Annotated in this window: 19 protein-coding genes and 1 tRNA gene; 13 read left to right on the top strand and 7 right to left on the bottom strand. The window is 54.8% G+C overall.

All coding sequences use genetic code 11. From position 1 onward, the window contains the following. Nucleotides 1-230 precede the first annotated feature (230 nt). Nucleotides 231-1622, bottom strand: a complete 1392-nt coding sequence (gabP, locus tag BHC62_RS11060; protein WP_070995047.1) for a GABA permease — start codon at nucleotides 1620-1622, stop codon at nucleotides 231-233. Between the two features lie 553 nt (nucleotides 1623-2175). Here gabP and BHC62_RS11055 point away from each other — a divergent pair. The 5 genes from BHC62_RS11055 to BHC62_RS11035 all read left to right on the top strand — a co-directional run bounded on the left by BHC62_RS11055 (nucleotide 2176) and on the right by BHC62_RS11035 (nucleotide 6418). Next, entirely contained in the window at nucleotides 2176-2949 is a 774-nt protein-coding gene (locus BHC62_RS11055; protein ID WP_029295861.1) for an ABC transporter ATP-binding protein, read from the top strand. A gap of 13 nt (nucleotides 2950-2962) precedes the next feature. Beyond that, entirely contained in the window at nucleotides 2963-3715 is a 753-nt protein-coding gene (locus BHC62_RS11050; RefSeq protein WP_070995046.1) for an ABC transporter substrate-binding protein, read from the top strand. Nucleotides 3716-3790: 75 nt separating this feature from the next. After that, the gene (locus tag BHC62_RS11045; protein ID WP_029295857.1) at nucleotides 3791-4486 is read left to right on the top strand and encodes an ABC transporter permease; all 696 of its coding nucleotides are present in this window, start codon (nucleotides 3791-3793) and stop codon (nucleotides 4484-4486) included. A gap of 38 nt (nucleotides 4487-4524) precedes the next feature. Continuing rightward, nucleotides 4525-5214: an ABC transporter permease gene (locus BHC62_RS11040; RefSeq protein WP_029295855.1), complete on the top strand. Its 690-nt coding sequence runs from the start codon at nucleotides 4525-4527 to the stop codon at nucleotides 5212-5214. Next, nucleotides 5195-6418 (top strand): methyltransferase, encoded by a 1224-nt coding sequence (locus BHC62_RS11035; protein WP_070995045.1) that lies wholly within the window; start codon nucleotides 5195-5197, stop codon nucleotides 6416-6418. Before BHC62_RS11040 ends, BHC62_RS11035 begins: the two co-directional genes overlap by 20 nt. 230 nt (nucleotides 6419-6648) lie before the next feature. Here the strand turns inward: BHC62_RS11035 and bcsQ are convergent, their stop codons facing one another. Then, entirely contained in the window at nucleotides 6649-7542 is an 894-nt protein-coding gene (gene bcsQ / locus BHC62_RS11030) for a cellulose biosynthesis protein BcsQ (protein ID WP_070995044.1), read from the bottom strand. Between the two features lie 140 nt (nucleotides 7543-7682). Beyond that, nucleotides 7683-8531 carry an SDR family NAD(P)-dependent oxidoreductase gene (locus tag BHC62_RS11025; protein WP_070995043.1) on the bottom strand — a complete coding sequence of 283 codons (849 nt, stop codon included), beginning with the start codon at nucleotides 8529-8531 and terminating at the stop codon, nucleotides 7683-7685. A gap of 253 nt (nucleotides 8532-8784) precedes the next feature. Between BHC62_RS11025 and BHC62_RS11020 the strand changes: the two genes are divergently transcribed. The 4 genes from BHC62_RS11020 (at nucleotide 8785) to BHC62_RS11005 (ending at nucleotide 12511) form a co-directional block, all read left to right on the top strand. Further along, a tRNA-Thr gene (locus BHC62_RS11020) sits at nucleotides 8785-8860 on the top strand. 164 nt (nucleotides 8861-9024) lie between these two features. Further along, the gene (locus tag BHC62_RS11015; RefSeq protein ID WP_070995042.1) at nucleotides 9025-10353 is read left to right on the top strand and encodes an integrase arm-type DNA-binding domain-containing protein; all 1329 of its coding nucleotides are present in this window, start codon (nucleotides 9025-9027) and stop codon (nucleotides 10351-10353) included. 905 nt (nucleotides 10354-11258) lie between these two features. Beyond that, nucleotides 11259-12239 (top strand): integrase domain-containing protein, encoded by a 981-nt coding sequence (locus BHC62_RS11010; protein WP_070995041.1) that lies wholly within the window; start codon nucleotides 11259-11261, stop codon nucleotides 12237-12239. Next, on the top strand, nucleotides 12236-12511 hold the full coding sequence (locus tag BHC62_RS11005) for a hypothetical protein (RefSeq protein WP_070995040.1): 276 nt from the start codon (nucleotides 12236-12238) through the stop codon (nucleotides 12509-12511). The genes BHC62_RS11010 and BHC62_RS11005 overlap by 4 nt, the downstream gene beginning before the upstream one ends. 228 nt (nucleotides 12512-12739) lie before the next feature. On the opposite strand, the gene BHC62_RS11000 is transcribed toward BHC62_RS11005, so the two are convergent. The 3 genes from BHC62_RS11000 to BHC62_RS28090 all read right to left on the bottom strand — a co-directional run bounded on the left by BHC62_RS11000 (nucleotide 12740) and on the right by BHC62_RS28090 (nucleotide 15321). Then, nucleotides 12740-13252, bottom strand: coding sequence for a hypothetical protein (locus BHC62_RS11000; protein WP_070995039.1), 513 nt, complete (start codon nucleotides 13250-13252; stop codon nucleotides 12740-12742). Between the two features lie 250 nt (nucleotides 13253-13502). After that, nucleotides 13503-14786 (bottom strand): ATP-binding protein, encoded by a 1284-nt coding sequence (locus tag BHC62_RS27365; protein WP_071610025.1) that lies wholly within the window; start codon nucleotides 14784-14786, stop codon nucleotides 13503-13505. Between the two features lie 130 nt (nucleotides 14787-14916). Continuing rightward, complete coding sequence (locus BHC62_RS28090) at nucleotides 14917-15321, bottom strand: hypothetical protein (protein WP_143007525.1); 405 nt, start codon at nucleotides 15319-15321, stop codon at nucleotides 14917-14919. 117 nt (nucleotides 15322-15438) lie between these two features. On the opposite strand from BHC62_RS28090, the gene BHC62_RS10995 reads away from it, so the two are divergent. The 4 genes from BHC62_RS10995 to BHC62_RS10985 all read left to right on the top strand — a co-directional run bounded on the left by BHC62_RS10995 (nucleotide 15439) and on the right by BHC62_RS10985 (nucleotide 19643). Further along, complete coding sequence (locus BHC62_RS10995) at nucleotides 15439-17484, top strand: P-loop ATPase, Sll1717 family (RefSeq protein WP_070995038.1); 2046 nt, start codon at nucleotides 15439-15441, stop codon at nucleotides 17482-17484. Nucleotides 17485-18359: 875 nt separating this feature from the next. Beyond that, nucleotides 18360-18650, top strand: a complete 291-nt coding sequence (locus BHC62_RS10990; RefSeq protein WP_070995037.1) for a DUF3077 domain-containing protein — start codon at nucleotides 18360-18362, stop codon at nucleotides 18648-18650. A gap of 190 nt (nucleotides 18651-18840) precedes the next feature. After that, the gene (locus BHC62_RS27750; RefSeq protein WP_083335435.1) at nucleotides 18841-19008 is read left to right on the top strand and encodes a YhfG family protein; all 168 of its coding nucleotides are present in this window, start codon (nucleotides 18841-18843) and stop codon (nucleotides 19006-19008) included. After that, nucleotides 19005-19643, top strand: coding sequence for a Fic family protein (locus BHC62_RS10985; RefSeq protein WP_070995036.1), 639 nt, complete (start codon nucleotides 19005-19007; stop codon nucleotides 19641-19643). The genes BHC62_RS27750 and BHC62_RS10985 overlap by 4 nt, the downstream gene beginning before the upstream one ends. Here BHC62_RS10985 and BHC62_RS10980 read toward each other — a convergent pair. Further along, the gene (locus BHC62_RS10980) at nucleotides 19597-20394 is read right to left on the bottom strand and encodes a helix-turn-helix domain-containing protein (RefSeq protein ID WP_070995035.1); all 798 of its coding nucleotides are present in this window, start codon (nucleotides 20392-20394) and stop codon (nucleotides 19597-19599) included. The genes BHC62_RS10985 and BHC62_RS10980 overlap by 47 nt on opposite strands. Nucleotides 20395-20413: the final 19 nt, after the last annotated feature.

The raw sequence follows: 20413 nt of genomic DNA, 5'->3' as shown, positions 1-20413 counted from the left end.
CGTTAGCAGCAAGGTGGCGGCGTCGCAGGCACTGACCACTTCGCAGGATTAATACAAAACCCATGTAGGAGCGAGCTTGCTCGCGAAGAACTCAAGAACAACGCGTTTACTCAGGCAGCCCGCGTTATCGTTGACGTTTTTCGCGAGCAAGCTCGCTCCTACAGTGTTTTGTGGCGTTAGCAGCAAGGTGGCGGCGCACCAGGCGCCGGCTCCTGCTGAGGGGGTGCTGATTAATTCAGCACCGCAGCCTCAAGGTTGCGGGCCTTGCGGCGGTTCGCCACCAGCAACCCCGCCACCACCACCAGTAAGCTCAACACGCCGGTCGCGATGATCTCCACCCGATGCGCTTCCTGGAACAGCATGATGGTCAACGCACCGACGATAAACACGATCACTGCGTAGGTCAGGCCCGGAAACAGCCACATCTTGAAGGCAATTTTCTCGCCCGCCGCCGTACGTTTCTGACGCATGCGCAGTTGCGACACGGCAATCACCAGGTACACCAGCAGCGCAATCGCGCCGGAGCTGGCCAGCAGGAATTCAAACACCGCCGCCGGCGCCACGTAGTTGGCGAATACCGCGAGGAATGCCGCGCCTGTGGACAACATCACCGCCCAGTAAGGCGTGCCGCTCTTGTTGGTGCGCTTGGCCACCGCCGGTGCATCACCACGACGCCCCAGGGAAAACAGCATGCGCGACGCGGTGTACAGCGCCGAGTTCAGGCAACTGGTCACGGCAACCAATACCACCAGGTCGACGATCAGCTTGGCATTCGGGATGCCCATGCGCTCCAGCACGGTCTGGTAGGAACCTACGGCTGCCAGGGTCGGATCGTTCCACGGCACCAGGGCCACGACGATGAAGATCGATACCAGGTAGAACAAGCCGATCCGCCAGATCACCGAGTTGGTGGCCTTGGTGATCTGCTGGCCAGGGTTCTTCGATTCTGCGGCCGCGATGGTCACGATCTCAGTGCCCATGAACGAGAACATGGTGGTCAGGATTGCCGCCAACACCGCGCCCATACCGTTGGGCAAAAAGCCCTGGGTGTCGAACAGATGCGATACGCCGCTGACCTGGCTGCCCGGCAGCAAGCCGAAGATCGCCAGCACGCCGAGGATCACAAAACCAATGATCGCCACCACCTTGATCAGGGCAAACCAGAACTCGAACTCGCCGTAGTTCTTCACGCTGAACAGGTTGGTAGCAGTCAGCAGCAAGGTAATGACCAGGGTGAACGCCCAGATCGCCACGTCAGGGAACCAGGCATGCAGGATGGTTGCGGCGGCATTGGCTTCCAGGGGAATGACCAGCACCCAGAACCACCAGTACAGCCAGCCGATGGTAAAGCCGGCCCAATGGCCGATGGCCCGGTCGGCGTAGGTGGAAAAAGAACCGGTGTCGGGAGAGGCAACGGCCATCTCGGCCAGCATGCGCATCACCAGCACCACCAGCGTACCGGCCGCAGCATAGGCCAGCAGCACCGCGGGCCCGGCTGCCGCAATCGCGTGGCCGGAGCCGACAAACAAACCGGCGCCGATCACACCGGCAATCGACAACATGGTGACGTGACGCGGTTTGAGCCCCTGTTCGAGGTCATTGGAGCTTTGCGTACTACTCATTGACACACCTTTGCGAGGAATTGCGAATACGGTCCACCCGGCCTGCTGCCACTTCGTGAAAAGAAACAAACGGGGCGTTCTTTATTTTTTACGCAAGATTTGCGCCAAAATGTTACAAAGCCAAGGTTGACGCGGCCTGTAGGACAATCCTCTAGCACTCGCAAGCCATTGAGATTACTGGCAATCCGCCACAACGTTACCAGCCGACTCACTTCAAGAACGTATGAGCGCACCAAAAACACACACAGAAAGTAAGTGACGCCCAATTAAAGGGCTGATAGGCACCGTTTACCCGTTTAACCCTTCCAACACCCGACCAAAGCTGGCACCATCGCGCCCTTTTTTACGCGACTGTCACGGGTTTATCGGTTAAAACGGCTGTTCGGTTGTTGATGGCGCGACACGCTGCTGTGCCGATGCGACAACCTGTCACACACTGTCTGTTTAACGCCCGTGGCGCTGTTGGCTGTCATCCGAACGCTATGCTAGCTTGGCGCCACGCCAGGAAGGCGACCCAACAGCAGGAACGCAATGAACACAATGAGGACCGCTCATGGCTTTGGCCGCGCCCGCGCTTGAAATCCGCAACTTGCATAAACGCTATGGTGAGCTGGAGGTGCTAAAAGGCATCTCGCTGACCGCTCGCGACGGCGATGTGATCTCGATCCTGGGCTCCTCCGGTTCCGGCAAGTCCACGTTCCTGCGCTGCATCAACCTCTTGGAAAACCCGCACCAGGGCCAGATCCTGGTGGCCGGCGAAGAGCTCAAGCTCAAGGCCGCGAAAAACGGTGAGCTGATGGCCGCCGACGGCAAGCAGATCAATCGCCTGCGCAGCGAAATCGGCTTTGTGTTCCAGAACTTCAACCTCTGGCCACATATGAGCATCCTCGACAACATCATCGAGGCCCCACGCCGCGTGCTCGGCCAGAGCAAGGCCGAAGCCATCGAAGTAGCCGAGGCGCTGCTGGCCAAGGTCGGCATTGGTGACAAGCGCCACGCCTACCCGGCGCAATTGTCCGGCGGCCAGCAGCAACGCGCGGCCATTGCCCGCACCCTGGCGATGCAACCCAAGGTCATTTTGTTCGATGAGCCCACTTCGGCACTTGACCCGGAAATGGTTCAGGAAGTACTTAATGTGATCCGCGCGCTGGCCGAAGAAGGCCGCACCATGCTGCTGGTCACCCACGAAATGGGCTTTGCCCGCCAAGTGTCCAGCGAAGTGGTGTTCCTCCACCAGGGCCTGGTCGAAGAGCAAGGATCGCCACAGCAGGTGTTCGAGAACCCGCTTTCGGCGCGCTGCAAACAATTCATGTCCAGCAACCGCTAACGGAGCAACATGCATGCAGAACTATAAAAAATTCCTCCTGGCCGCCGCCGTTTCCATGGCATTCAGCGCCACGGCCATGGCCGAGACTTTGAAAATGGGGATCGAAGCGGCCTACCCGCCCTTCAACAATAAAGACGCCAGCGGCAACGTTGTCGGCTTCGACAAAGACATCGGCGACGCCCTGTGCGCCAAGATGAAAGTCGAGAAGTGCGAAGTGTATGTCTCGGATTGGGACGGCATCATCCCGGCCCTGAATGCCAAGAAGTTCGACTTCCTGGTGTCGTCGCTGTCGATCACCGACGAGCGCAAGCAAGCCGTTGACTTCACCGACCCGTACTACTCCAACAAGCTGCAATTCATCGCGGCAAAAACCACGACAGACTTCAAGACCGACGCCGACTACCTCAAAGACAAGACCATCGGTGCACAACGCGCGACATTGGCCGGTACCTACCTGGAAGACAAACTGCCAGGCACCACCGCCAAGCTCTACGACACCCAGGAAAACGCCTACCTCGACCTGACTTCCGGCCGCCTGGACGGGATGCTCGCCGACAAGTACGTGCAGTACGAGTGGCTCAAGAGCAAAGACGGTTCGGCCTATGAGTTCAAAGGCGATCCGGTTGTAGAAAGCGACAAGATCGGCATCGCCGTGCGTAAAGGCGACCCACTGCGCGAGCGCCTGAACAAGGCCCTGGCGGAAATCAAGGCCGATGGCACCTACAAGAAGATCAACGACAAGTACTTCCCTTTCAGCATCGAATGATCCTGATGGGCCAGTCCGGCGCGCTCGCATGAGCGCGCCGGCTTTTCGCAATGCCTTGCGCGATATGAAAAAACCATGAATTTCGATCTCTACGGATTCGGCCCCGCACTCGCTGCCGGCGCGCTGATGACCGTCAAACTGGCGCTCACGGCATTATGCCTGGGGCTGGTGCTCGGCCTGGCCGGCGCCTTGGCCAAGACTTCCCCGTACAAGTTCCTGCAATGGCTTGGCGGCGCTTACTCGACGATTGTCCGGGGCATTCCCGAACTGCTGTGGGTGCTGCTGATCTACTTCGGCACGGTCAATATGATGCGGGCCCTGGGGGAGTTTTTCGGTAACCCCGACCTGTCGCTCAGCGCCTTCGCCGCCGGGGTGATCGCCCTGGGCCTGTGCTTTGGCGCCTACGCCACCGAAGTGTTCCGTGGCGCGATCCTGGCGATCCCCAAGGGCCACCGTGAAGCGGGCGTTGCCCTGGGCCTGTCGAAGCTGCGCATCTTCACCCGGCTGATCATGCCGCAGATGTGGCGCATCGCCCTGCCGGGCCTGGGCAACCTGTTCATGATCTTGATGAAGGACACCGCGCTGGTCTCGGTGATCGGCCTGGAAGAAATCATGCGCCACGCGCAAATCGGCGTGACCGTGACCAAGCAGCCTTTCACCTTCTTCATGGTCGCGGCCTTTATGTACCTGGGCCTCACCGTCCTGGCCATGGCCGGCATGTACTTCCTGGAAAAACGCGCCGCTCGCGGCTTTGCGAGGAGCACGCAATGAACGGCGACTATAGCTGGCTGTCGCATTTCGACCTGGGCCTGAACTGGGCCGTGATCATCAAGTGGCTGCCACGACTGGCCCAGGGCGCGACCCTGACCCTGGAACTGGTGGCCATCGCGGTGATCGCCGGCCTGCTGCTGGCGATCCCCCTGGGCATCGCCCGCTCCTCGCGCCTGTGGTACGTGCGCACCCTGCCCTACTGCTACATTTTCTTCTTCCGTGGCACACCGCTGCTGGTGCAGCTGTTTTTGGTCTACTACGGCCTGGCGCAGTTCGATGCCGTGCGCGAAAGCGCCCTGTGGCCGTACCTGCGGGACCCGTTCTGGTGCGCCACCGTCACCATGACCCTGCACACCGCCGCCTACATTGCCGAAATCCTGCGTGGCGCGATCCAGGCCATCCCGCCTGGTGAGATCGAAGCGGCGCGGGCGCTGGGCATGTCCAAGCCCAAGGCGCTGTTCTACATCATCCTGCCGCGTGCCGCGCGCATCGGCCTGCCGGCCTACAGCAACGAAGTGATCCTGATGCTCAAGGCCAGCGCCCTGGCCAGTACCGTGACCTTGCTCGAGCTGACTGGCATGGCCCGTACCATCATTGCTCGTACCTACCTGCCGGTGGAGATCTTCTTTGCCGCCGGGATGTTCTACCTGCTGATGGCCTATGTACTGGTGCGTGGCTTCAAACTGCTGGAACGCTGGTTGCGGGTCGATGCCTGCCAGGGCCGCTGATACCGGGTTGACGGGCGAGCGCCTGCTGGAACGCTTCCTCGCACTGGATGCGTTCCTCAGCGAACATCAAGGGCTGTGGCGACCACGGCCCTTTACCCATCTGCAATTGCCTTGGGAAACCCAGCATCCGCAACTGGCCCAATGGCTGCGCCAGCGCTCGCTGGCAGAGGCCGAAAGCAGCCACAACCTGCCCACTGAACTACAAGCACCGGCGCCGTTTCCCCACTGGGCGCAACTGGCCGCGCGCTTGAGTGCTGTGGATCAGTTACCGTCAGGCGCGCTGCATACGCCGCCGTCGCGCCTGAATGTGGATGTACCCGGGCGCAAATGGCAGCAGATCGAGGCGTTTGGCGCCGCCCTGCAGTTCGCCCAGCGCCCCGGCCATTGGCTCGACTGGTGTGCCGGCAAAGGCCACCTCGGCCGTCGCCTGCAGCAACCGGGGCAGCAGTTGACCTGCCTGGAATACGATCCCGCGCTGGTTGCCGCAGGCAAAGCCCTCAGTGATCACCATCGACTGCCAGCGCTGCATCGCGAGCAAGATGTGATGGCCGAGGACGCCGCGCAGCACCTCACCCGCGAACACACCCCGGTTGCCCTGCATGCCTGCGGCGATCTGCACGTGCGCTTGCTGCAACTGGCCAGCGCCGCCGGCTGCCAGCACCTGGCCGTGGCGCCCTGCTGTTACAACCGCATCGGCAGCGAGCAGTACCAGGCGCTGTCGGCCCCGGCCCGCGCTTCGGCACTGCGTTTATCACGGGAGGATCTTGGCCTGCCCCTGAGCGAAACCGTCACCGCTGGCGCGCGGGTGCGCCTGCAACGCGACACCTCCATGGCCCGGCGCCTGGGCTTCGACCAACTGCAGCGGCAACTGCGCGGGCGTGATGAGTACCTGCCCACGCCGTCACTGCCCAGCGAATGGCTGACCCGGCCCTTCGCTGATTACTGCCGGCACCTGGCGGCGCTCAAGGGTTTATCCACAGGCGAACAGGATTGGCCAACCCTGGAGCAGCACGGCTGGCAACGCCTGGCGCAGGTACGAAACCTGGAGTTGGTGCGTGGCCTGTTTCGCCGCCCACTGGAAGTGTGGCTGGTGCTGGATCGGGCACTGTTTCTGCAAGAAAACGGCTACAAGGCTCAAGTCGGCCACTTCTGCGAAACCTCCCTGACACCGCGCAACCTGATGGTGCTCGCCGAGCGCGATTAAAGGGCAGGGCGACCTGTGGATAAGTCTGTTGATGGAATTTTTGAAGCCCCCGTATTTACGGGCTCCACAGGGCAAAATGCTGACTGGTCATTTTTTGTTCACAAAATAAAACGCACGCAAAACAGGCAGTTGCAGCGTAATGAGAACAGCTCCACAAAATGACTGTTTCCATACCTGTACAACCAACAGATTGTGCATAAGCATCTGCGGTTAGCCGTATAAGACGTGGTTCAAGCGCCATCCAATCGCTGGCACAGCACATGGATATCGTCACAGGCCATGCTCGCAGCATCCCTCTCCAGAGGGTCCTCGCCAAAGGCCAGCGCCTCACTGATATGCGGATCGCGATGGATCACTTCCAGGCCATCTTCCCCAAGGCGTTGCTTGAATAAGTCCACCATATCCAGACTGAAGGCGCTGCCCTCGTCCAGTTGATTGACGAACATGTGGCAACGCGGCGCCGACGGGCGCGCAAGGTATGGCGCCAGCAACCGCTGCATCTGCTCTAGCGAGCCGAGCGACGCCGCGTCTGCCAGGGCAACCACCACCACGGTATGGGCGACGTGCAACGCCTGGTGCAGGTAAATGTTATTGCCGGCGGGAGTGTCAATGATGACCATGTCCTGCTCACCCAAGCCCAGGTGCGACAAGTGCTGCGCCAGCCACTGCGGTTCTTGCTTGAGCCAGCGCTGCAGGTCTTCTTGCTGTTGCATGTCGGTCTCGCCAAACACCAGCACCCGGCTGCCGCAGAAACCGGGCTGGACGAGTTGATCCCAGGCCTGATTACACAAGCTGGCACGACCGATTCCCGGGCTGTCGTGGGGCAGGCCAAAATGCAGGTGCAGGGCGTTTTGCGGGTCCAGCTCCAGGACCGTCACCGCCCGCCCCAGGCGTTGCAAGCCACTGCCCAGCGCCGTCGCCAGGGTGCTACGCCCCACACCACCATTGACCGACACCAGCACCACAACCTGCGCTCGGCAGGCTGGCATGACGGTTGGATGGGGTTGTTCGGTGGGGGAAGGCGCGTCGTCGAGGGGGGTATCTTCGAAGAACTGCAGCGTCGACGTCATCGGTTGATCATGACTGGCAAAATTCTTTGCAAAACGTTCGTCGGCCTGGCTCACAACCCATCCTCCCTTGTCACGGCGCCTCCTGCTGGGCATGGGCGCACTTGTTGTTCACGCAGTGTGTGACAGGACTAGGAGAGTGTCATTATTTTGGTGTTTTTTATCATAATGATTGCGACGAACGGCCAACCGTCAATTTAGTGGCTTTCTTTTATCCGCTCCCACTGCTGCGCAACCCGCTCGGCACTGGACGCACTGACCCGCGCCAGGTCGACGGGATAGTCCACCCCCGGATTCTCGACAAACCGCGTCGCAGTAAATTGACCGTTGCTGGCGCGCAGGATGTAGCCGGTGTCCTGGCATTGCCCCGACGCCAGGAACACCACCCCGGGCGCTACCCACTCAGGCTTGAGATTATCCGGCTCGCCATCAACCCCCCACATGCGCGTCTTGGCCACCGGCGAGACCGCATTGACCAAAATCCCGTCTTTAGCGCCCTCCATACTCAGGGCATTCATGATGCCCAACTGCGCCATCTTCCCGGCCGCATAGGCCACCAGACCGGGCTGGGCATATTGCTGGTACATCGCCCGATCAGAAGACGTCAGCACCACCCGCGCCGCCGCCGATTGCTTGAGGTGTTTCCAGGCATGTTTGCACAGCCAAATGGGCGTATAGACATTGATATCCAGCGCACGCCCGACAAACGCCGCGTCCGCCTGCTCAATGGCTTGATAACCCACCCAGCCGGCGTTATGAATCAGGATATCCAACTGCCCAAATGCAGCGACGGCCACCTCGACCAACTGCCGACAACCTTGCTCGCTGGACAAGTCACCCTGATGATCAACCACGCTCAACCCCTGAGCCTGCAGACGCCGCGCCGCATCCTGGGCGACGGCATTATCGCCCCCCGAACCGAGGTGATCGGCGCCGATATCACTGACCACCACATTAGCCCCGCGCCGGGCCAACGCCTGTGCGTAGACAAAACCCAAGCCACGGCCTGCACCGGTGATAACGGCGGTTTTTCCTGCGAAGTTCATGGGCTTTTCCTCATTGAGTGCCACCTCAACTTAACAACGAACAACGGTGTTGTTTAATACTGATCAAGGGGCGGCTTGATACCTTCTGCGTATCAAGCCTCACGCCACCCCAAGGCCTGGGCACAGGCCCTCATCAGCCTTCGCGAAACCGCTGGAACGCACGACTGGTAGAGGAAAAACAAGGTTCTGAAAAATAGTCAGAATTCAGGGGTTTACAGAACCTTTTCAATCGCTATAATCGTCGCCCTAACACGCCGGTATAGCTCAGTTGGTAGAGCAACTGACTTGTAATCAGTAGGTCCCGGGTTCGACTCCTGGTGCCGGCACCACATTAGGCTCCATTGCATTCCACCGAATGCTCTGGAAGCCCCGAAAACCCGCCCTTTGGCGGGTTTTTTCGTTCCAGAACCCTCTGTCGGGATCCAACAAAATCCCCCTTCCCCGAGGGTATGTTAGGGGTACTGCGATTTTCCGGTCAGGAGCGCGTACCCCTATGCCACGTCTAGCGATTCCCCTTAGCGACCTGCAATGCCGCACGGCCAAAACCCGCGAACGCGCCTACAAACTGTTCGACGGCGGAGGCATGTACCTTTTCGTCAAACCCAATGGCGTGAAGACCTGGCGCTTGAAGTACACCAAGCCCAGCGGCAAGGAAGGAACGCTCATCATCGGCAATTACCCCATCGTTACCCTTTCCGTCGCACGACGTAAGCGAGACGAAGCCAAGGCGTTGCTGCTCGACAACCTCGACCCAATGGAAGAAAAGAAGAAGGCCAAGATCGTGGCCCAGCGTGCGGCACTGCTTTTCGAAACCGTTGCCCTGGAGTGGCACGCCGACATGTCCCGCCGCTGGACCGAAGGCCACGCAAAAACCGTAATGAGCCGACTGCGCACCCACGTCTTCCCGCTGATCGGCCAACGACCCATCGCTGAACTCGATACCCACGACCTGCTAGAGATCACCCAGCGCATCAAGGAACGCGGCACCATGGATGTGGCGTTAAGGGTACAGAACTACTTATCCACCATCATGCGCGGGGCCAAAAGGGCTCGGCAGATCACCATGAATCCTGCACTGGATCTGGCAGGCTCGATTCACGCGCCACGCACAATCCATCGTCCGGCCCTATCCCTCAACCGCCTACCCGAATTGCTACACCGTATCGACAACTACAACGGCCGCGAGCTAACGCGCCTTGCTGTGCTACTGACTCTGCATGTATTCGTCCGCTCCAGCGAACTGCGCTTCGCTCGATGGAGTGAGTTCGACCTACAACGCGCCATGTGGGAAATTCCCGATACGCGCGCACCGATTGAAGGGGTACGCAACTCCACACGTGGGACCAAGATGAACGGCGACATTCAAATGGTTCCGCTATCGCCGCAGGTCATCGAAATACTGGAGCGCCTGCGAAGCCTCAGTCGCTTTTCAGAGTTGGTGCTACCGGGCGACCATAAGTACTGGAAGCCCATGTCCGAGAACACGGTGAACACCATGCTCCGCAACGTCGGCTATGACACTAGCAAGGACGTGTGCGGCCACGGCTTCAGGACTATGGCCTGTAGCGCCCTGCTGGAGTCCGGGTTATGGACCGACGCAGCCATCGAAAGACAAATGAGCCACAAGGAACGCAACCGCGTGCGCGCCGCGTATATCCACAAGGCTGAATTCCTCGAACAACGCAGGCTAATCATGGCGTGGTGGAGCAACTACATCGACGCCAACCGCCATGGGCATGTGACACCCCACGAATTCGCTCACCCAGTCGGCGACAACATCATGGCCCTACAAAATAGCCGTGGCGCATCCAAACGTGGGTAAGCCTGTGAGATCACCGTTGTCCGCCCTTCCACGCGGGTCCATCCAAGCGGGGCTGCAAAGCCGCCCTGCTTGGATGGACCTCACTTAAAAAATCTAAAGCCCACGCGAATTGTCTGTGGAAAACCATAGATTTCCACCGGTGGATAATTTCATCCACAGCCGCAGAATTCCCGAAAATCCGAGCCTTGACCCAAATTATCCACAGGCGTAGAAAAGATCGGGCAAGCGCTGTCGTTGACAGCAACCCAGGTAGCCAGAACCTTCAAGGCTACGCCACACCGTGGTGGTTCTCCCAAAGTGCGATTAGCGTCCGGCGGCTCGCACGGTCACTCACCGAGTGATGGATGCCTACTTCAGATCATTGCCATTGCGGCAAATACATCCCCCTACCCAGCTGCCCTGCAGCAACCTATCCGCTTGGCCATTTCACTGCGCCAACCTGCGCCCGTCTCTTTCTTCCGGAAAGAGACGGGCGCTCCTACCACTGCTGCAGCCCACCTCGTACAAGGCATTGCGGCATCTCCCCTCGTGACAATCGGCGTGACAAACATCGAAGTCACCAGCAACAGCGATGCAGATGATGGTGCCGCAGCCCACGGAATGGACTGCATCTGACTGACAGTCAGGCATGCCCCGGTCATAGCTTCACTGCCTTCACCCGACTCAGGATCTCGCGGCGCTGGTTTCGTCAGCCAGTGCAGCCTCCACCCGCCCACCTCTTCGGAAGTGCTCAGGAGGCCAGATCATGAGATGCCCAAGCTCCCGGTCGTAAGGAGCCGTAAGTCCCGCGTTAGTGGACAACCCTCACAGGTCGCAGGGGCCTTGATCCCTGATAACACTCAGCACTCTTGGCGGGATGACGTGAGGAAGGTTTGAAACGGTTTGGCTTCGAGAGGAGTTTGATCATGGCATTGGTCGGTAGACGGAATGGGCGGAATTTTGGCTATGGCCGGCAATTGAGTTATGCCGGGCCCCAGGCGTTGCGGGACATGTTTGGCGGCGGGCATTACGGCACGGTCAAAGCGCACAGTGATCGATGGCAGGCATTTGTACGTTGGTGCCGCTCGAAGGATGGGCCGGGGTTTAACGATGCGCGGCAGATTGATCGGAAGACCTTGTTGGACTATGCCGGACATCTGCGCCAACAAGTTGAAAAAGGTGAGCTCGCCATCGCCACTGCGCAAAACCGATTGTCCAGCGTCAACCGTACCTTGGCAGCGCTTCGCGGTGATCAGTATGTGAAAGTACCAAGTCCGTGCAAGGCGCTAGGAATGCGGCGCACCAGTGTTCGTCGTTCGGTGCCGCAAAGCCAAGAACGCGAACATGTGAAGAGGGTCGTAGAGGTGCTTTGCGCACACCAGCAGCCGCGTGCCGCGGCCATCGCTCAATTAGCGCGAGCCACCGGCATGCGCTTACGTGAGGCCATTTTGGCCGACCTTCCGCGCTTAAAACGTGAGGCCGAACAATACGGCAAGATCAACATCCAGGATGGCACCAAGGGGGGCCGCTCAGGTGCCTCGGCACCTCGCTGGATCAGGGCGGATGATCATATTCGCGAGGCGCTGAGATTCGCCGAACAGATCTCACCAGACGGTAGCCGCAACCTACTTGCACCGAACGAAACCTACCTCGATTTCCAACGGGGAATCGTCCGTCCTGCACGGGACATCCTCCATCAGTACAACCTCAAAGGCTTCCACGAATTGCGGGCAGCCTATGCGTGCGAACGCTATGAGCAAATCACCCACCATCCCGCCCCCATCAACGGTGGCCATTGCTATCAACTCGACCGACGTCTCGATCAGGAAGCCCGAGTACAAATCAGCTATGAGCTGGGGCACAACCGTATCGTCGTGGTGGCCGCTTACATTGGTGGTCGCGCATGAGCACGGTATTCGATATGGATCTGTTCCTGACGGGCGTCCTGACCGGGTCGCATACCACGCGCCAACGCCACCTGCGTCAGGCGAAGGCTATCCAAACAGCAATCGCTGAGCGCTGGCAACGCGACAATCCATGGACTTGGCAGAGAAAACACCTTGCGTGGTTTTTGAATCACCACCTAAACCAGCACACTGAATCGACGCGCTATTACTATTTGCTGACCATGCAATTACTCACTCATCGTTTAGGAAAACCCTGGCAGTTCAACCGCTAGACGAAGGTCAGAAAACGGCCGATTCTGTTGAAAAAGTCGGTTCGCCCAAACAGCCTGGTCATTGACTGGTTAAATCGCCTTTTTGCACACTGCTACGTGAAATCTGAGTCCGGAGGCCTCTGCCGAAAGTAAGGATTTCAATCTCGGACGCATACTTTTCTGCTGCGCAAACCATGGTCGACTTTTTCAACAGAATCGGCCAAAAGCATTCACCGAGCTGACAGTGATCTAGCTCTGAATGGTCTTTCTGTTTTTATATGCCTTAAATTTTCTTGAAACCCAAGGTAAGGCCATTTTTTCCAGCTCTTTTGTAAGCTCACTATGTGCGAGTCCGTAAATTAATGACACCACATTTGTAGTTCTGCTTACCCAGTCCTTGAATTGTTCTTTCGACATTATCGGCTCATTATAGCCCGGCTTAGCAATAATTTGCCAAAATGTATTGTTAAGCACATCAACAGATGAGCCAAAATTTGAACCTTTTATCTTATGCATCAGAATCAGTCCTTCATGAAAATATTCGCGCGAGTATTTTCTTGACGCAATAGGTACTTCATCACCAACAAACTCAAAATTTGCGTTATAAAGCTCGCCGATAAACTTCTCAATATCAACCAGTACAGAGTTACGCCGCTCAATTAACATCTCAAAAGTCTTAAGCCTCAACTGATTTCGATATGTTAAATAAGCTACAATTATGGCTGTCAATATAGTGATATATGGTGCAATTTCCGCGATCATCCGAAGCCCCTTTTAGCTAACCCTCACATTAAGGGCAGTTAACATACTTATTCAAATAGTATGAGTAAATATTGTCTAGATCGCATGTTAGATACCTTCTACTTCGGAGGCGACTAACTATTCGGCCTACATTAATTACTCGCTTTCGACTCAAACGTTCCTGGCAGAAATCTTGACCAATAGTTGTCGGTCATAAGCACGAGAAGTTTCAAAAAATCAGAACTTCCGCGCTACCCTGACAGACCTAAGACTATCTTGGTTTTTTATTAATGCCAGCAAGTAAAGCCTCGATCACACTGCTCAGACTGATCTCTAAAGTAGTCTTCGGCTCATCGGAATTTAATGCCATTGCAAACGCACGATATAGTGGGTCAATGAACGAATATTTTCCAGAATTTTCATCAAACCTAACCAGAGGAGTCGGTTGAACCAAACATAGTTTTTCGATTCCATTCGTTAGATTCCTCTTGCTGTAGCTTGACTCTTTGTTTTTTACTTTTTGAAGAATCTGATCAGCTGTCGCCCCTTCTTGAGCCAACTGAGCTAATGCATGGATTATAAGTTTTGAATGAGCGTATTTGGTTTTTCGATTTTGCTTTAATGATGCCTCAAACGCCATTTTCAGCGAGTCCGAAGTATTAGATAGATACTTGTTCAAAGCAGGCTCAAGATGCTCAACGGAAAGTGTTACTAGAGTTGTCAACTGATGACTGACAGAATTTTCATGACATATATTTAAGCACAACGTGTGGCAGATCGCAGGCAACCCATTAGCATAATGACTAATTTTATTTGTAAGCGACGGACTAAATCTAATATTTAAAAGTTTGGTTCCAAGATTCACGATCTCCTGAAGCTCGTGAGGTTCCATAAGCGGAACATGAATTTCTGCAATACGAGTACGCATCTCTGAATCATATTGCACCACTTGCCTTGCCGAATCCACCGCACCAATTGCAATAACTTTTACATTTCTGTAGTCATCCGCCATATCCATGAATACTTTCATGGTCTGAGACAGCTGGGTACGTTCAACCTCATCTATTTTATGAAAATCCTCAAGTACCCAACAGCAATTAGCTTCCCCCATCAGTCTCGCCAAATTCTGGGCCGTTAGTTGAGGAGGGATTACCCTGATCTTTTTATTTGATACTTCGCTAGATGCTGCCGCCGCTAGCTGAATCCTAATAGCAGCCAACGTTGAATGTGCAGATGCCGAGATGGAGCTTGTTTTTTTATCTAACTTTTCAGAAATATAGTAAGAGTCCAGATCATCGAAAGCGCTAAGCAGAAGCTGGTCAAAACTAGTAGAGGAAGTGCAGCGCGTAGTGATTTCACGCTCATATAGCTGCCGGAGTTTATTCCTCAGAAGTGTAGACTTCCCCGACCCAGAATATCCGTATACTACCAGTTGCGTGCCGGGGGTCATTAGAGCTTCCACCAGTTTATCATTGACCTCCTCTCTTTCGATGAATGATGCCCTGGCCGGTGTGGTTGGCGTAAAAACCTCATAAACACTTATTGGTGAGCTCATTACTAAACACTCAATTATTAAAAATACTATCTTGTTCTATAAAAAACTTTAATCGTAACGCATTAGCTTCAAGATACCACTACCCATTACTCGAAAAAAACATTCTTGAAAAACTGCAATCTAAAATCGACTACTGCAACAATTGTTCATGAAGTTTTGCGACATCAAAAAATATCTTTTCATAAAAATCCCTTTTGATTATTTGTTCAGCATCGCTGATGCGGAGACGCTCTAATTTAGCCATCATAATGCCAGCCTCGTGTACCTTGCGCCAGCCAGGAGAGGCAGAGAGTCTCAAATGTGGAACAAACAAGCGCATCGGGAAGGAAACTGATTGAATGGCCGTTTTCTGCCTGTTGCCGAGGTCCGAATCGCCCCATAGATGGGAGTGGTTGCAGGTACAGATCGTCCCAGTGCGGACCTCGACGTTGACGGAACATGACCCACGCTCATAAGAGAGTGATGCCAAAAATAGGCTGAATACGGTCGGCTTATGAGCGAGACCGTTGGAATTGGTAAAAAATGAGTCTGGCATCCTACCAATAACCGCCCGTGGATGGAGATTTCGCCGAATTCAGCTACTCTCCGCTGCGGAGCGTTAGAGCTATTTATCCCTTTATATGCGTCTCTGATAAGCACAAGGATGTTACCTTTGGCTAAAATCCAGTTACCTAAAGATGCTTTGCAACGAGTAAAGCTGGGCCAGGCTTTTGCAGAGTACGATATAATTAGAAGTGATCATGAATTATTCGTAACTACACCGGCGACTCTCTCTGCGCTCAATCCGGATAGCTCTAACTGTTTTTTTATAGGCCGTCGCGGAGCCGGGAAAACCGCTATTACGTTTGAAGTTGAGCGGCGTTTCCCCCGAACGATCAATATTGTTCCACAGATATTTGATCTCTTACGGCTCCCACTAGAGCAAGAGTTGTTTCTAGACACTAGGCAGCGTCCTTTCAAATCATTAATGCACTCGATGGAAAGGGCTTTGATCGATGAGGTGATCAAGATATGGGTCATGGAAGGGCGTTTAAGTTTCGACAAAGCGCCAGATACTATCCGACGAGAAAGAGGCCTGATTGAGGATTGTGATTTTGATCAGCGCATCTTGAATTTGACCGAAGAGATTTTTGATGCATATACCAAAGACAATGATAAGTTATGGCTTCGCCAGATAAGTCGAAGCAAAAACCTGCTGGCGGAAATTAATCAGATCTCATTTTCTTCACCAATGAGTTATATCATCCTAATTGATCGACTGGATGAGTCCTGGGATGGTTCTGGCTCAGCTATAATATGCCTCATGGCATTGATGCATGCCACGGTTAGATTAATCGCGTCAACTCCACACGTAAAGCCCTATGTCTTCATACGCGAAAATATCTATGACAGAATTCGCTCCCTCGATAATGAGTTTGCGAGGCTTGAGACGTCAGTGGTTTTTCTTGATTGGTCCTCTGAAAAACTTACCGAGCTTGTAGAGCGTCGATTGGTAAAGCCTTTTACTACTAAACCAAAACTAGGAGGAGAGGCATGGAATTGTTTTTTCGAGGAGGAAGACTCAAAAACTAGCGTGCCCTCGGTGATGAGCCTTTGTCAGCATCGGCCTCGGGATGTACTGATGTTAACTAGCTATGCAATAGACTCAGCCATTAATCACGGAAACCAAAAGGTTAGAGACGCAGACATGGATGTCGCGTCCAAACGCTATAGCACAAGTAGACTCAAGGATTTGGGTGACGAGTATGCTGAGAATTATCCAAATATTAGTTTAATTCTCGAGTACTTTTTTGGCTTAGGTAATGAGTATACCTTGGTGGCAATTGAAGACTTTATTCAAAAGTTGCTGGTTACGGAATCCATTAACAAATACTGCAATGGTTGGTTTTACGACTACACAACGCCTTTTCGTTTCGTCGAAGTTTTGTATGGAATCGGTTTTCTTGGTATTCGACGAAAAAAAACTGTGGAGTATAAAGAGTCTGGCAAAGACTCAAATGCCAAGCCATCATTTGATAATAGCTCAACCTTCTATATTCATCCCACCTACCACGAAGCGCTAAATCTTCAACCACTGCTGTTGAAGGATTTGCGCGACGAAACGCAGCTGAAGAATGAAGGCATCTTAGAGGAGCTGCCCGACACCTTTAACTTGGACGACTATAAAGGTGCGTTGCAGGACACATTAGATAATTTGCGTACCTTGCCCAAGGGACCGTCGGGGGCTGCTGGATTTGAAGAAATTGTAGGCAATATCATAAAACTTTGTTTCTTTCGGTCTTTGACGAATGTTCAACCACACGAGCGAAGTCACGATGGCGCCTCAATACGTGATTGGATAGCGTCAAACCGAGCGCCTGACGGATTTTGGGAAGTCATAAGGAATAAATACGGTTCTACCCAAGTCGTATGGGAGTGTAAAAACTACGAAGACCTAAGCGCAAGTGATTTTCATCAGATCAACTATTATCTTAATGACACTTTTGGACGATTTGGTATCCTTGCCTTTCGTGGCGAGGAGGTAAAAAACAGTTATTATCGTCACATCTCTAACATAATAAACCGAAACAAATCAGGACTGGTTGTGTTGTTGACGCAGAAAGACTTGGAGGTTTTTCTACGCCAAGCAATCAAGGGGGCTTTCAAGGAATCACACTTACAAGACAGATATGATCAAACGATTCGCCAGATATCATAGACAGCGGAAGAAAAAACGGTGTCTAAATTAGTGCAAATCTTTGACGTTCTAGCCGGTTGCTCCCGGCCGCTCTCTGAATCGCCCCCAATTTCTTGCACACATCTGACCGACTACTTTTGGCCGTCTGCTGCCTGTCGCCACGGCAGCTTTTGGCGGGTTTCTGCCTATTCTCTACGAAAAATATGATCGACAACGTTCAAATTCAGGGGGGTTACCATTCGTATGCGGCTCTGAATTACTTACAGACCGACAATGTGCTCACATCTAAAAAATCCCGAATTCGATTCCACCTAACGCCATAACTAGCTGATTTATTTATAGTTACTTGTCGGGGTACGCCAAATTTTCCACAGACTTCCAGACCCGCAGAAAATCTAGCCCCGCCGACCACTACCGTTCGTCTGGTGCCGCACCATACAAAGCGAAGCCTCCACAGAAATGTGGGGGCTTTGTTGTTTCTGGGGATCGGATTTCAGAACCGCCGATATTCCGTAGAACTGCTCTACCAGAAAAATCCCACACCCTGCGAGTTGCACCCCATAAGCCGTCGCGCTAACCTCCCCAACGTCGCTGCTCACCAGTGACCGGGCGTGGAATCCCGAGTAAGAAGACGCTACAGCGTCGTCAAGCAATCAGCGGGCGCTTTTTTTGTGTCTGTTTTTTGTGCTTTTTGGCGGCTGTACGTGGGAGGCCCCGTGCCTGCCGAGTCGCTTCTTCTCGGATTCCAACCTGCGTACAGCTGCCACCCTCACGCTTGGAATCGTGAATGGCAGCTCTTTTTGGTTGTACCAAAGGAGCAAGCTTATGCAGTACGAAAAGACCTCAATACTCACTACCCTACCCGCTTATGACCTTCCGTATTCAGGAGGCCAACAATGAGCACCCCACCCCAAGCAACCACCCTCGGCGCTGTGACCTTCGCAGACTGTGGCGAAAGCAAACACGATATGAAGGTCTTCCGCGTCAATGCCGGTGTTCCCTTCCAGGAAGCCCTTGAGCACGCATCACACCTGCTCTACTACGCCAAGGTTCTCTCGCTCGATGCTGCCATGGATATAGATGGGGAAAAGTACGCGTTCTCTTCGCATTACCTGGGTGAAATGGGCAAAGCGATCTTAGACGATGTGCTCCTGGCCATGCAGTCCGACGGGCCTGAGCCGCAGTAAGCCGTCCGCGCCCGATGTTGTGCATCGGGCGCCTGAGTCCCACACGGAATAGAGAGGAAACCCCCTTTCTTCTGCTGCCAGCGCGGCTTTGGAAGTGGACGCCCTCAAGGCGACGAGTGCCGCTGATGCAGCGGCCAAACAGATAGTTGAATAAGCTATACTGCCAAGCACACCTTCGTGGAGAGCAGACGTGGAAAAGCTGAGTTTTCAAGCCAAAAAAGCCTACTTCGCCAAGCACCGCAGATCCAACTTCGCGGCCAGCTTGCGCCTCGAGGGGTTTACGACCTCCAAAAATGACGATCACAAGCTACCGACTCGTGAGGCTGCACTTGTGGCCGTTCGGCAAATCAAAGCTTGAGTAACGACAAATACGGGGTCGATCAGGACCCCTACTGTTACCCGGGAACAGCCACCCTCAAAAATCTGCTTGATTTGCACGAAGAAGACGACCTCAACGAGGCCGAGCGCTACCTCACTGAAGCTGCCGCAGAGCGGCTTGAGTTTACAGAGCCACCCTACAGCCTAGACACGCTGAAACACATTCATCGCACCCTGTTCTCAACTATCTACAGTTGGGCCGGCGAGATCAGGACGGTGAAGATCAGCAAGGGTAGAAATCAGTTTTGCATTCCTGACCGCATAGAACCGGAAGCTGCCAGAGAATTCCGAAAAATCCAGGCCAATGCCTGGTTTGAAGGCTATTCACGCGACTTGCTGGTCAAAGCCGTCGCTGAGTCCTACGGCACGCTGAACGTTGCACACCCTTTCCGCGAAGGTAATGGGCGGGCCCAGCGAATTCTATTCGAATGGATCATCGTCAACGTGGGTTACGAGATCAATTGGTGGGAAGTCGATAAACAAGAATGGGTTGAAGCCAATCATCAGTCATTCCATGGCGACGATAACCCACTTATCACGATATTTGACCGTTGCATCGGCCTGCCAATCATGGAAGACAATGCCCACCTGATCCCTTCGCAAAATACCGACTAGGCACCTCCCCCAACACCCGCCTGAACACACTCGTAAACGCACTCGAGCTGCTATACCCCAAATCAATCGCCACCCGCGTCACCGACTCGCCATTTCCCAACCTGACCACGGCCGCCAACAGGCAGGCTTGCTGGCGCCATTCCACGAAGCTGATTCCGGTCTGCTGGCGGAACAGCCGGGTGAAGGTGCGGCGGCTCATGCCGAGGTGTTGGGTCATGTCGTCGATGCTGGTTTCCAGTGATGGCTGTTCCAGCAGGTTGCGGCAGATGTGGGCCAGCCGGGGGTCGTTGGGGAGGGGGGCGTTGAGTGACAGGGGGCGCATGTCGGCGATTTCGTCGAGCAGCAGGGTCATCAGGCGGCCGTGCAGGTGTTCCTTTTCGTACAGCGCCGGTACGTCGATGGCGCGGATCAGCAGTTCGCGTAGCAGCGTGGATACGCCGAATACCTGGCACTGCGCGGGCAGGTTGAGGCGAGTGGCGGCGCGGTCGCGGATGTAGGTGTTGAGCATGGTCACCGGACCGCTCATGCTCATTTCGTGGGGCACGCCCGCCGGGACCCAGATGGCGCGGTGGGGCGGTACCACCCAGTTACCCTGTTGGGTGAACACGGTAATCACGCCGCAGGCGGCGTAGGCAAATTGCCCGCGTTGATGGGTGTGCAGCGCAAAGTGCCGGCCATCGTGGTAGTCGTTGGCGGTGACCACGGCGTCGCGGGGGGTGTTTTCGTAGGGATCGATATCAGTTTCGCGCATGGCCCGAATTTAATGATTT

Source organism: Pseudomonas sp. 06C 126 (assembly GCF_001855215.1).
In the GTDB taxonomy this organism is placed as follows: Bacteria; Pseudomonadota; Gammaproteobacteria; order Pseudomonadales; family Pseudomonadaceae; genus Aquipseudomonas; species Aquipseudomonas proteolytica.
The sequence above is the reverse complement of the archived record's forward strand: the minus strand, read 5'-3'. Positions and strand labels throughout refer to the sequence as shown.